The following is a 12,567-nucleotide window of genomic DNA, read 5'->3' on the forward strand; positions in this document are numbered from 1 at the left end:
CGGGTTATTGTACTTTTTATATGTGAAATTGATTTCATAAAAGATGAAATTAAAGAAGGAGAAAGAAATGAAATTGTTACAGAAAAAAGAAATTTTACTTATTAGCCTTATGTTATTCTCTATGTTCTTTGGAGCAGGGAATCTTATATTTCCACCTTTCCTTGGGTATGAAGCAGGAGAACATGTTTGGATTTCATTAGTAGGGTTTATTATATCAGCAACAGGTCTTCCTATATTAGGTGTTATCTCTATTGCAAAAGCAGGAAGTTTTCAAACGTTAGCGGGTAGGGTTCATTCTTCATTTGCAATTATTTTTCCATGTATCGTGTATGTATTTATTGGACCTGGGCTTGGTATACCACGTGCGGGAAGTTTAGCTTTTGAAATGGGGCCAGGTCAGTTATTCCCTGAAGCAGGAAGCGGAGTATTATTGTTTTATACAGTTATTTTCTTTAGTATTGTTTATTGGTTAAGTTTATCACCATCTAAGTTAATGGGTTTGTTTGGGAAAGTTTTAACACCATTATTATTATGTATGATTGCCATTATTTTTATAAAAAGTATGTTTACATCAGTAGGTGGCGTGAAAGAGGCTGCGGGGAATTATGGACAAGCTCCTATGTTTCAAGGGTTTTTAGATGGATATTTAACAATGGATGCGTTAGCTGCTTTAATCTTTGGAATTGTTATTGCAAATGCATTACGTGCAAAGGGTATTGAAGATGATAAAGGTTTAGCGAAATATATGAGTATTGCTGGCATTGGGGCAGGATTATTATTATCGATTATTTATGTCATCCTTGGATATGTGGGGGCAATTAGTGGCTCATTAGGAACATTCGATAACGGTGCGAAAGTGTTAGCGCAAGTTATGACTACATTATTTGGGGAGGGCGGAGTCGTTTTATTAGGTCTTATTTTTACTATCGCATGTTTATGTGTTTCAATTGGACTTGTTACGTCTTGTAGTCAATTTTTTGCGAGTGCATTTCCGAAAGTATCTTATAAATTGTGGGCATTTATAGTAAGCGTTGTTAGTATGATCTTAGCTAATTTAGGGTTAACGCAAATTTTAAAAGTATCAGTACCAATTCTTGGATTTATTTATCCAATTGCGTTAACGCTTATTATTCTAGGGTTATTCCATCAGTATATTGGAAAGTATGCATACGCATATGCAGTAACTGTTTTGGTTGTAGCGATATTTAGTGCAATTGATATTTTAAATAAAAATGTAATGATGAATCAGTGGACGTCAGCATTAAAATACATTCCGTTTTATACAGAAGGTGTTGGGTGGATTGTTCCAGCTATTGTAGGCATGTGTCTTGGTTTCATCGTTAGCATTGTTTTAAATAAGAATAACTGAGTAAAAAGGTGTTTTCCGATTTTGGAAGACGCCTTTCTTTTTTTGGAAAAAATACTATTGAAAATGAATAGACTAGGAGTATGATAAAGATAATTGGTAATATATAGGTTTAATGAGAGTTACAAATGAGGGGGGAGCGTATGAATAAGGATTTGGATAAGAAAATAGAAGCACTCGAAACGGCAATTGAAACAATTCAAGAAGCACTTGCTGAATTAAAAGTGAAGCAAAGGGAAATAGAAGTAGAAAACGCTCAGCAACATGTTAGTAAGAACAAGAAAGAATATATTGAAACAGTAATGGAGGAAAAGCCAAAAGAAGAAATAGTTAAGATAAAAGAGCCTTTGCAAGAACGTCAGGTAAAACAAGTAGATATATCTGCTTTTAAACCAGAGCCATTTAATATTATTAAGTTTTGTCAAACATGGTTACCGCGTGTATTTGTCGGTATTATGTTGCTTGGAGTGATCTGGTTATTTAAAGCAGGGGTAGATGCTGGCTTATTAACACCAGCGATACGAATTGTGTTTGGTATCGTATTATCTATCGGATTGTATTATATAGGAGATATTCAAATTAAAAGAGAGCGGCAGGCGTTAGGGTTAGTATTAGCTGGAGGAAGTATTACCGGGATTGTTCTAACAACGTTTGCAGCACATTATTTATATGGATTTATTCCGGCAAGTGTCGCGTTTCTCTGTAATATTGCATGGGTTATTTTAGGTATTTATTTAGCGAAAAGATATCAATCGGAATATCTCACTATTTTCGTAGCGGTCGGAGCGTTCTTCGTACCATTCTTGTTAAATAGTACGACTCCTAATCCTTATATTTTCTTTGGATATGAGACAGTATTAACACTTAGTTTATTATGGTATGCGTTGAAAAATCGTTATAAATACTTATATATGATTTCTTACGCTGTTGCTGCCATTGTCCTTTTCGTTTTCTTTGCTGTTATGTCAATGTTAGTAGAGAACTTGCAAATACAGTTAACGATTGTATATGGTTTGATTCATTTACTATTATTTTGGCATATGTTTACGGAGAGAAGTTTTATACTAGAACAACGTTTGGCAATATTTAGTGCGAATGCAGTGTTCTTTATACTAGCTATTTCAAAAATACCTGATTTTACAACATGGGGATTAATTATTAGTGCACTCGTGCATGCCGTTATGTTCGTATTTGAATATAGGAAAAATAGACATTCTACATTTACAAATCTCTTATTTGGTTTCGCAATGGGAGCATTTAGTTTAGCAATTTTATATGAGTATAGTTTAGTGAATGCAGCGATTGTACTATTGTTACAAGGTTTCCTCGGCATGGTCACTTCTATTAAAGTAAAACAACAGATAAAGTTGTATGTTAGTGCGACGGTTTACGCAATTGGAATGATACAGACTATTTTTAGCCCGTTTGATCAATTTATTTCGGCAGGCTTTGTTGCTCATCTTATTTTAATAGGAACGTTCTATTATTGCATGAGAGAAGCGAAAGAAGTATTAGCGAGCTTCGGTAAATATATGTATTCTATAGTGCTCTATTGGTTTATGATAATTGTATTTATTACAATTACGAGAATTGGTGAAGTTTTATCTACAGATGGAAGCGTAATTAGTGTATCAGTATCGTTATTATGGATGGTATATGCATTATTTGCGGTTTGGTTTGGAAGAAATAGAAATATGAATGAAATATTATATGCTGGTTTAGTCGTTTTAGTCGTAACGGTAGGGAAGTTATTCTTACTTGACTTACCAGAGGTATCAATGATGATTAGGGCAGTGTTATTCCTAATCGTCGGTAGTATAGGTATCGTTATTTCAAGAATGTTTTTCTCGAAGGAAGAGAAGTGAGAAGAAGGCAATCCATGTATGGATTGCCTTTTTATTATTTCTTATTAATCGTTACAGTTTCATTATATTTCGTTGTTGTATTTTGGCGTAGACGAAGCGTTGCTTGTCCAGTTGTATTTGAATCAATCTGTACATTTACAACTTTCTCAGCAGAGCCTAAGCTGTTTGTTGTGAAAGAAAATGCACTACTATATCCGAAAGTAGATGGCCAAGTGCCGTTTGCATTTTGTAATTTAGCCACTTGTGTTCCACCAGTAGTGAAGATACCTAAAGAATAGTTGTTATACGTTGTATTAGGTAGTAAGTTATTTACTTGAATCTTCATTTGGAAAATTTCATTGTTTGGTAGAATGCTAGGGTGTGTAACGACGTAGTCGCTTGTTGTTACCGCACCGTTATAACCGTATGAACCTGGTTTAAAAGTATTTGTATTAAACCATTGATAACCTGCATTTGGTGCACTCCAAGGTTCAGGTTGTGGTTCTGTTGATAAGCTTGGCTGTTCAAATGTTTGTAGAGCTGTAGGTGAATCAAGTTGTAAACCATTTACTTGATCTAAACTTGTAAATGTCTCTTTATTTGATAACCAATTTACGATGTTTTCTAATAAGATAGCATCGTTTTCTTCTTTATAACCATCGTAAGTTTTCTTTGTTTGGCCAGAATCTTCACGAACGTACTTTGGCGTAGCATCTTCAACAGGAGAAGAGTCACCAATAAAGGCAGCTTTTCCAAGTCCTACTTTTGCAATTGCAGCATATGGGCCTTCTGCAATACCACCGCCATTATAAACGCCGCTATCAACAGCGTTATTCCATTTTGATGGATTTTCTGGAAGGTAAACAAGTCCTTTTGCTAGTTTTGGATTTGTAATTGCCAGAGTAGAACCAGCATGCATTGCTACAGACGAAACACCTTTTGTAATTCCGAAAGATTGTTCAGGCGATACAATTGTTTTCGCTGAAACATCACCAAGTGCATTGTAGCGGAAGCGAATACCGAAGTTGTCAGAGAGCCAATCAGAGCTTTCTACTCCTTGCATAGCTTGTGAATTTGCTTCTTCATTAGACATTCCTTTTGCTGGACTATCCCAAGCACCGCGTCTATATCCATTAAATACTTCAGAAGAGTCCCAGCGATTTTTATTACGATCTGCATTGTAATGATCAGCAATAAAGAAGATACTACCACCATTTTTCACATATTGTAACATAGCGTCCTGCTCAGATTTTTTGTAAGGAATATTAGCTTCTGGAACGATAAATACATTGTAATCTTTTAAGTCTTCGTACGTAATAGGTGTTGATTTACGAAGTTCCTTTACGTGATATCCGTTTTTTGCAATGCCGTTTCCGAAGTCAGAAAAGCCGCCGTCAATAACCCAGTCAGCTGTCCCAGCAGTTTGACCGTGTGTATTATCGAATAATACTTTCTTCCCATTGTTTTGATTTACAACTTTTGCAGCAATTTCAGGAGCTGGGTCTACAGAGCTTTCGGCATAAGTAGACGGTATGAACGAAGTCCCTATACTTAGTGTAATCGCTGTTGCTAAAGAAAATGTAATCCATTTTTTATTCTTCATAGAAGAATCCCCCTAATAATAAATATATGTGCTTTAATAATGTAATTTATTTTTCTGTAAAAATAAAGACGGAAAACATAAAAAATATTAAAAGATTGTAAAAATACCGTGAATTTTGTTGAGAAATATTTATATAGATATAAAAACATCCCTTCCAAGTAATAAGGAAGGGATGTTTTGCTTAACTAATTTTTGAGTTAGGTGTTTCATCAATCTTATGAAACCCTTTCATGTAATATACGATTGCTAAGCCGATAAGCCAAATTGGGCCAACAATCAATGCAATTCGTGTATCTTCTGAATACGCCATTATACCTAATACTAATACAAGGAAAACGAGTGAGAAATATGAGCTTAATGGGTATAAAGGCATTTTATACGATAACCTTTGTTTATTTTGAGTAGGCAAGCTTTTACGGAATTTAATTTGAGCAACTAATATAATGCCCCAAGTCCAAATTGCGCCGAAAGTTGAAATGCTAGTAAGCCATGTAAATACCTTTGCAGGTACGAGATAGTTTAATATAACACCAATGAGTAAAACGATAGCAGTTGCTACAATTCCTTGGCTTGGAATACCATTTTTATTTAAACGACCAAATCTTTCAGGAGCTTTTTTCTGCTGAGCTAATGTATATAGCATACGGCCTGTACTAAATAAACCACCGTTACAAGAAGAAAGAGCTGCTGTTAATACGACAAAGTTAATAATACCTGCTGCTTTTGCGATACCAATTTGCTGGAATGTTAATACGAATGGACTGCCTTTCTCACCAAGTTCGTTCCATGGATAAATTGCCATCATAACGAATAATGCCCCAACGTAAAAGAGTAGAATTCTCCAAAATACGTTATCAATTGCCTTTGCGAGTGTTTTCTTCGGATTTTGAGCCTCACCAGCTGTAACACCGATTAATTCAACGCCTAAATAAGCGAATAGTACCATCTGCATGGAGAGTAGTAACCCAGAAAATCCATTTGGGAACCAGCCACCATGTGACCAAAGGTTTGAAATACCAGTAGCGATACCACCGTTTCCAAATCCGAATAAAATAATACCAGCTCCGACTACTATCATACAGATAATTGTGACAATTTTAATGAGAGCAAACCAAAACTCAAGTTCTCCAAATTCTTTTACCGATAAGAAGTTAAAAGCGCTCATTAACAATAGAGCAAGTAACGCCCAAGTCCAGCGCGGGATATCTGGGAACCAGTACTGCATATAAATACCAGCTGCTGTAATTTCAGCCATGCAAGTAACAACCCATAAGAACCAGTAATTCCAACCAGTAATATAACCAGCGAGTGGTCCAATATAATCATATGCATATTTACTAAAAGAACCAGCAACAGGTTGTTCAATTGCCATTTCCCCAAGCGCTCGCATAATGAAAAAAATAACGAGACCGGCAATCATATAGCCTAGTAAAATAGAAGGACCTGCTAGTTTAATGGCGGAAGCGGATCCTAAAAATAGCCCAACGCCAATAGCTGAGCCCAGTGACATTAAAGTAATATGTCGTTCTTTTAAACCACGATTTAAAGTTCCAGATTTGTTTGTGTGCTGCATAAGAAGAATCCCCCTTGTAGAGTGAACGATATTTGAATGTGTTTGCTAAATATTTAACTATTTCAAATTATAAAACATTTCTATCTGTTATGCTACAAAAATAATCATAATGAACTGTACTACATCTGTAATTGTCAGACTTAAACTTAAAATTCGAACTATTAGGGAATATATTGACTCTTCTTTTTATTGATTGTTAAGATTAAGTATTATATTTTCTCACATACTAGTAAGAAAAAGAATGTGTGATAATAATTCAGGTGTAGGAAGGGTACATAAGCATGTTTCAATTACAAAAATATAACACTTCTGTGAAGCAAGAGTTTTTAGCTGGCATCACAACTTTTTTTACATTTGCGTATATTCTTGTCATCAATCCAAAAATATTATCTGATGCAGGTGTACCATTTGACCAAGCGTTTACAGCAACAATTATTGCAACCGTTGTTGGAACAGTAGGTATGGCGATTTTCGCGAATTACCCGATTGTTATTGCTCCAGCTATGGGAATGAATGCATATTTTGCTTATTCTGTTGTACAGAAGGCAGAAGGGATTACATATGTAGTTGCCTTTTCAGCTGTATTTGTAACGGGGATTATTTTTCTTTTATTATCTTTTACTTCGTTTAGGCAAAAGTTAATTTTAGCAATTCCTGATAGTTTAAAGCATGCAATTGCAGGTGGAATTGGACTATTTATTGCTTTTATTGGATTGCGCCTTTCTGGAATTATCGTGGATCATCCGTCTAATTTAGTTACGATTGGTGATTTTCATTCTCCAGCTGTTATTTTAACTTTAATTGGTTTAATATTAGCGGCGGTATTAATGACATTGCGTGTGAGCGGTGCATTATTTATTAGTATGATTGTGACAGGAATTATTGCCTTCTTTACAGGGCAATTGAAGTTTGCTGATAAAATTGTGGCGATGCCTCATTTACCAGAGGGTATCATCGTTTCAAACCCAATCAATGCCTTTTCAGATGTAATTGAATACGGATTATACGGCGTTGTATTTTCATTTTTACTTGTACTTTTATTCGATACAACAGGTGCATTACTCGGTTTAATTAAACAAGCAGGTTTAATTACAGACAATACAGAGAAGCGTTTTGGTAAAGCGTTTATTGCAGATGCAATTGGCGGGACTACAGGTTCTATCTTTGGAACAAGCCCAACAGCAGCGACGATTGAATCGTCAGCAGGTATTGCTGCAGGTGGTAAAACTGGATTAACAGGGATTGTAGTTGTTGGTCTAACAATTATAACGGCATTTTTTAGTCCTGTTATTGCTTCTTTATCAAGTGTAGCCGCTATTACAGCTCCTTCATTAATTATAGTAGGTAGTTTAATGGCACAAAGCATTCGAGATATTAATTGGAATGAATTTGAAGATGCGTTACCAGCATTTTTAATTTTTATAGGTATTCCGTTAACATCTAGTATTGCAAATGGAATCGCAATTGGATTTTTAGTATATCCAGTCTTGAAAATTGTGAAGGGTAAAGGGATGGAAGTACATCCATTACTATACTTATTTGCATTCTTATTTGGATGTCATTTATTCTTATAATATAAATATAGGAGAGGGCCTTCTTATGGGAGGCTCCCTTTTTGTGTATAATAAAGTGAAACTATGGGCAGTAGGGGATATCCTCACTGTGTATTAGCTCGCACCAATTGGGATAAGATGAAAACTTAATTGGTTTCGTAAAATATAAATTACTTAATGGAATATATATGTTACAATATAGATAGAGGAGGAACATGAATGGCTGTAAGTAAAATAAAAGTCGCACGTGTTCAGTTAGATTTAACACAGCAACAATTAGCAGAAATAGTAGGCGTTACAAGGCAAACGATTAGTTTAATTGAGAAGGGGAAATACAATCCATCTTTAGATTTATGTTTAAAAATTTGTTATGCAGTAGATAAAACGTTGAATGATTTGTTTTGGGAGGAAAAGGAGTGGTAGGATGAAAATCGTGAAAGATGAACGTTTAATGATTGAAGGGTTAAAACATATTAGATTAGCTTTCATCTTACAAAACATCGTCATACTAGCTATCGTCTTTTACCGCTATGTCTTGCAAGGGGCAGGATATGAAAGTGTTTCAGATTTATTAATGGTATTTATGGGCGGGATAATAATTATTAACTTTTTAAATCTGAAAAATTCAGTGGAAGTGTATGAGCATACGGGCGGAGTGTCGCGTCGTTATTTTATGAAGCTATTATTCATTCCAGTGGGTATTATTATTGGGATTTTAGCTATTTGTATCGTTGTAACACCAGATATTTCGATAAAGGAAATTAGTATGACAGGACTTATTATGTTTGCTTGTTTTTTAGTTCCTAGTTTGTTTATATACATATATATGAAAAAAATAAAAAGAGAAGATTGAAATATAAGAAAGGCTTTCCCGTATTGAGGAAAGCTTTTCTTATATCTTTTTATACAAAACTTTATGAAGGCCAATTGGTTCAATTTCAAAAATTTCACCATGTTCCTGAAAGCCTAAGCGCTTGTAATAGTCAGCTACAGTAATTCGGCCATTACACCATAACATATTTGCTTGACGCTCTTGTAAGATTTGTTTTGCATTCTGAATTAAGGAGCTTCCAGCGTGGTTGTTTCGAAACTCAGGTAATGTGGCCATTCCTCGTAGACGATAATGAATACCGGCTGGTAGGTCAGGATATATTTCTTTTGAGAAGGAAGCGATACTAATTAGTTCATCGTTTATAAATGCGCCTAAGTGGAAGGTGTCTGTTTCATAATCGGAAGGATATTTACAATCTGCTAATGTTTGATTGGGGCGTAAAATTTTTTGACGTAATACGTAAGTTTCGGATCCCTCAATATTTTTCACGATAATCATATTAACATCCTTTCTTATAAGGCTTTTTCTGTTAATTGTATAAAGAAATAAGCAGGTGCGGCGAGAAGTCCGAGTATGCTAGCAGTTCCGAGAAGGAGTGAAAGTAGGAGGCAAGAATATTTTATTCCATTCGATTTTTTCCATCCGTAACTACAAATCTCAATACTAACACCGATGAGAATAATGGCAACGAGTATTTCTGCTAATAATAAAAGAGCTAAAGTTACAATAGACATAATGTGATCCATCCTCATAATATGTGATAGTAACATTTTACCATATAAAGTTAAAAAAATGCCCCTCAATTATGTGAGGGGCATTTTTTTACTCTAATATGTTTTTTAGTGTATCGATATGTTCTTTTGAACCTGTTACAAGTAATGTGTCACCGTGTTGTAGTCTTGTATCACCATGTGGTATTAATGCTTTGTTACCGCGGTAGATTTGAATGACAAGTACATCACCTAAAAACGGGAGGCGGCGAAGCGCAACGCCGTTATATTTATTGCTGCGCAGTTCAACTTCACGTACTGTTTCGTTTGCTGTTGTAATTAAGCGAACGAGACTAGGTTTATCAATAAGTGCACGTAATAAAATACGTGTAGAGTTAATTGTTGAGAATACAGCGATATGTTCTTGCGTTGCTTTTTCTTGTAGAAGTGGATCTTCTACACTTGCAATAACATGTTCAACACCTAGCTCTTTTGCATGTTCTGCCAATAATAAGTTTTGTTCATCATCGCTTGTTGCAACAACGACGCGATCTGCATCAAATGCTGTTTGTTCAGTTAATGATGCGATTGTGATGTCATCTAATTTCACGATAGGGAAGTCATGTGATTTCGCTTCTTCATCATTTATTTTGTTTTGACGCATCATATATAGCGTTACGTCATAATCTTCTCGTTTTAAATCTAGTGATAACGGAAGGGTAATTCTGCTCGCGCCAATAATAGCTACTTTTGGTTTTGGTGTTTCTACTTTTGGGAACATTTTTTTAAACAATATAGGTGCAAAAATACAAGTAATAACTGCGCTTAAAATAAGAGAGGCAGATAAACTTGGACTGATGATCTCCAGTTTTTCACCAATTTGTGCAGCCGCAATAACTAGAGAAAGTGTCGATGTTAATAAGATTGCACTTCCAAGTACGATATTACGTGGATACCATTTTCTTAAGACGAGTGATGGTAAGAGTTTCGAAATAAAGAGTCCTACAATTAAGATTGGAATCATTAGCATGCTAGAAGGTTCTTTGAAAATAGACCACACCTCTAGATTTACACCAACCATTACGAAGAAAATAGGGATGAAGAAACCATAGCCGATAGAATCAAGTTTTTCCACCATATCTTCATTTGGTGATAATAACGATACCAGTACACCTGCTAAGAAGGCGCCTAAAATATTTTCTGCTCCAACAGATTCCGATAACCCAACTAAGATTAAAATGAGTGCAAAAACAGCTCGTGTATCAATTTGTACACTACCAGCTTTTAAACTATCTAAGTATGGAATGTTTTTAAAGCGTTTTGCAATAAAGTAAATGACAATACCGGCACCGAATAGAATAAGTAAGAGCCACATACTCTGACCGCTTTCGGAATTTAATCCGACAAAAACAGCGAGTAAAATCATTGTAACTAAGTCTGCAATAACAGCAACTAATAAAATGATTTGTCCGATTGCAGTTTTTCCTAGGTTGTTCTCTTTTAATGTTGGTACAACAACACCTAAAGAAATAGTTGAAATAATTAAAGTCATGAACATTGCATTATCTACGAATCCTAGCCATACGAATAGTAATGATAGGGCATAAGACAAGATGAAAATAAATAAGAAGATAATGCTTGCTGCTTGAAATGTATTTGGCTCGTTTGTCGTATTCTTTTTCCCTTTTTGTTTAAAGATAGAAAAATCAATTTCTAAACCGCTTAAGAACATAAGGAAGATAAATCCTAATGTTGATAAAACTTGAAGCCATATATCTGGCTCAATAATATTAAACCCACTTTTACCTACAAAGATTCCTGCAATAATTTCTGCAACGACCACAGGAAGTGCTTTTAATTTAAAGCGTTGTAACAAAAGGGGAACGAAAAACGCGATTGCAACGACAACCATAAGTGATAGAACAGAAGTATGATGTTCCATTGCGTTCTCTCCCTTCAAATAAATATAGTACCTATTTAGCCATATAATAGGTAGAAAAGCAACGCATATGGATTCGATTTCATAAAGAAAGACTTTTCTTAACATTTGTCATAATAAGTATATTTTTCATGATTATGCTGTTAATTCCGTAATGTGGATGTAATAGGGGGGATAAAAAAAGACTGCTGAGGAATCTCAGCAGTCTTTTTCATGTACATTACATAGAGAAGAAAATCCATACAGTTAAACCAACTGTTGCAGTTGCAACGAAGAAACTGTATATCATTGTAAGAATTTGAACTCTTCCTTCTCCTTCTTTTAAATGCATGAACATAATTAATTGTAACAACGCTTGCGCAACAGCCATTATGATAATAGTTGTTAGGACTGTTGAAAGTGGCAATGTTGTGTAAAGTGCCACGTATAACGCTAGGAACGTTAATGCAAGCGATAAAATAAATCCGAAAACGTGTGACCAAGGGAATCCGCTATGCGCATGTCCGTTTGCTTGGTTGTTATTTTGACCCATTTACGCCACCATCCCGTTCAAGTAAACTAGTGTGTAAATAAAGACCCAAACAAGATCGAGGAAATGCCAGTATAAGCTGATAATGAATACTTTACGAGCTGTAACTGGTGTTAAACCTCGTTTTAAAATTTGGATAATAACACAAATTGCCCAAATGATACCGCCTGTTACGTGGGCTCCATGCGTTCCAAGAAGAACGAAGAATCCAGATAAGAAGGCACTTGTTTGAATTGTTGCACCTTCACCAATATACATAATGAATTCTTCAATCTCGAAGAATAGGAAACCTGCACCTAAAAGTAATGTAAGGACGAACCATCCAAGCATCGCTTTTTGGTTGTGCTTACGCATTTCGTGAATTACGATACCACATGTGAAACTACTTGTTAAAAGTAGTAATGTTTGAATTAAAAGCGTTTTAAGTTCAAACAGTTGCGCTGGTGTTGGGCCATCTGCCGTACGACCAGCAAGGACTAGATAAGAGGCGAAAAGTGTTGCGAACAGCATAATTTCAGCCCCAAGAAAAATCCAGAATCCTAGGATATTCAATCTGCTTTGTTCGGATTGATATTCCAAAGGTAAGCTTTTATCTAAAGCCGCCATGTCATTTCACCT

12 protein-coding genes are annotated in these 12,567 nt (G+C 35.3%); 5 read left to right on the top strand and 7 right to left on the bottom strand.

The features are described 5' to 3' along the window. Positions 1-67 precede the first annotated feature (67 nt). Positions 68-1,369 carry a branched-chain amino acid transport system II carrier protein BrnQ1 gene (gene brnQ1, locus ACTFRY_RS27100; protein WP_098616437.1) on the top strand — a complete coding sequence of 434 codons (1,302 nt, stop codon included), beginning with the start codon at positions 68-70 and terminating at the stop codon, positions 1,367-1,369. Between the two features lie 140 nt (positions 1,370-1,509). Next, on the top strand, positions 1,510-3,231 hold the full coding sequence (locus tag ACTFRY_RS27105; RefSeq protein WP_098616436.1) for a DUF2339 domain-containing protein: 1,722 nt from the start codon (positions 1,510-1,512) through the stop codon (positions 3,229-3,231). A gap of 34 nt (positions 3,232-3,265) precedes the next feature. On the opposite strand, the gene ACTFRY_RS27110 is transcribed toward ACTFRY_RS27105, so the two are convergent. Further along, positions 3,266-4,813 (bottom strand): DNA-binding protein, encoded by a 1,548-nt coding sequence (locus ACTFRY_RS27110; protein ID WP_044797162.1) that lies wholly within the window; start codon positions 4,811-4,813, stop codon positions 3,266-3,268. Positions 4,814-4,994: 181 nt separating this feature from the next. Then, complete coding sequence (locus ACTFRY_RS27115) at positions 4,995-6,386, bottom strand: amino acid permease (RefSeq protein WP_440032448.1); 1,392 nt, start codon at positions 6,384-6,386, stop codon at positions 4,995-4,997. A gap of 281 nt (positions 6,387-6,667) precedes the next feature. On the opposite strand from ACTFRY_RS27115, the gene ACTFRY_RS27120 reads away from it, so the two are divergent. From ACTFRY_RS27120 to ACTFRY_RS27130, 3 genes are all read left to right on the top strand, one after another. Further along, entirely contained in the window at positions 6,668-7,960 is a 1,293-nt protein-coding gene (locus ACTFRY_RS27120) for an NCS2 family permease (RefSeq protein ID WP_000487191.1), read from the top strand. A 198-nt stretch (positions 7,961-8,158) separates the two neighbouring features. Next, the gene (locus ACTFRY_RS27125; protein WP_098616435.1) at positions 8,159-8,362 is read left to right on the top strand and encodes a helix-turn-helix transcriptional regulator; all 204 of its coding nucleotides are present in this window, start codon (positions 8,159-8,161) and stop codon (positions 8,360-8,362) included. A gap of 1 nt (position 8,363) precedes the next feature. Next, complete coding sequence (locus ACTFRY_RS27130; RefSeq protein WP_000706629.1) at positions 8,364-8,792, top strand: hypothetical protein; 429 nt, start codon at positions 8,364-8,366, stop codon at positions 8,790-8,792. 39 nt (positions 8,793-8,831) lie between these two features. Here the strand turns inward: ACTFRY_RS27130 and ACTFRY_RS27135 are convergent, their stop codons facing one another. The 5 genes from ACTFRY_RS27135 to qoxC all read right to left on the bottom strand — a co-directional run bounded on the left by ACTFRY_RS27135 (position 8,832) and on the right by qoxC (position 12,555). Continuing rightward, on the bottom strand, positions 8,832-9,269 hold the full coding sequence (locus ACTFRY_RS27135) for a GNAT family N-acetyltransferase (protein WP_000587683.1): 438 nt from the start codon (positions 9,267-9,269) through the stop codon (positions 8,832-8,834). A 14-nt stretch (positions 9,270-9,283) separates the two neighbouring features. After that, the gene (locus ACTFRY_RS27140; protein WP_044129536.1) at positions 9,284-9,541 is read right to left on the bottom strand and encodes a DUF4022 family protein; all 258 of its coding nucleotides are present in this window, start codon (positions 9,539-9,541) and stop codon (positions 9,284-9,286) included. A gap of 52 nt (positions 9,542-9,593) precedes the next feature. Further along, positions 9,594-11,423, bottom strand: coding sequence for a monovalent cation:proton antiporter family protein (locus tag ACTFRY_RS27145; RefSeq protein WP_000399960.1), 1,830 nt, complete (start codon positions 11,421-11,423; stop codon positions 9,594-9,596). Between the two features lie 217 nt (positions 11,424-11,640). Beyond that, complete coding sequence (gene qoxD / locus ACTFRY_RS27150; RefSeq protein WP_000531386.1) at positions 11,641-11,952, bottom strand: cytochrome aa3 quinol oxidase subunit IV; 312 nt, start codon at positions 11,950-11,952, stop codon at positions 11,641-11,643. After that, positions 11,953-12,555, bottom strand: a complete 603-nt coding sequence (qoxC, locus tag ACTFRY_RS27155; RefSeq protein WP_000729317.1) for a cytochrome aa3 quinol oxidase subunit III — start codon at positions 12,553-12,555, stop codon at positions 11,953-11,955. It abuts the gene before it with no gap. Positions 12,556-12,567 lie beyond the last annotated feature (12 nt).

This window comes from Bacillus cereus group sp. MYBK195-1 (assembly GCF_051916605.1).
Taxonomy (GTDB): Bacteria; Bacillota; Bacilli; order Bacillales; family Bacillaceae_G; genus Bacillus_A; species Bacillus_A cereus.

Bases quoted from the DNA above. Each gene is read 5' to 3' on its own strand.
- ACTFRY_RS27110 (WP_044797162.1), bottom strand. From the start codon at position 4,813: ATGAAGAATAAAAAATGGATTACATTTTCTTTAGCAACAGCGATTACA.
- ACTFRY_RS27135 (WP_000587683.1), bottom strand. From the start codon at position 9,269: ATGATTATCGTGAAAAATATTGAGGGATCCGAAACTTACGTATTACGT.
- qoxD (WP_000531386.1), bottom strand. From the start codon at position 11,952: ATGGGTCAAAATAACAACCAAGCAAACGGACATGCGCATAGCGGATTC.
- ACTFRY_RS27130 (WP_000706629.1), top strand. From the start codon at position 8,364: ATGAAAATCGTGAAAGATGAACGTTTAATGATTGAAGGGTTAAAACAT.
- ACTFRY_RS27105 (WP_098616436.1), top strand. From the start codon at position 1,510: ATGAATAAGGATTTGGATAAGAAAATAGAAGCACTCGAAACGGCAATT.
- brnQ1 (WP_098616437.1), top strand. From the start codon at position 68: ATGAAATTGTTACAGAAAAAAGAAATTTTACTTATTAGCCTTATGTTA.
- qoxC (WP_000729317.1), bottom strand. From the start codon at position 12,555: ATGGCGGCTTTAGATAAAAGCTTACCTTTGGAATATCAATCCGAACAA.
- ACTFRY_RS27120 (WP_000487191.1), top strand. From the start codon at position 6,668: ATGTTTCAATTACAAAAATATAACACTTCTGTGAAGCAAGAGTTTTTA.
- ACTFRY_RS27145 (WP_000399960.1), bottom strand. From the start codon at position 11,423: ATGGAACATCATACTTCTGTTCTATCACTTATGGTTGTCGTTGCAATC.
- ACTFRY_RS27125 (WP_098616435.1), top strand. From the start codon at position 8,159: ATGGCTGTAAGTAAAATAAAAGTCGCACGTGTTCAGTTAGATTTAACA.
- ACTFRY_RS27140 (WP_044129536.1), bottom strand. From the start codon at position 9,541: ATGTTACTATCACATATTATGAGGATGGATCACATTATGTCTATTGTA.
- ACTFRY_RS27115 (WP_440032448.1), bottom strand. From the start codon at position 6,386: ATGCAGCACACAAACAAATCTGGAACTTTAAATCGTGGTTTAAAAGAA.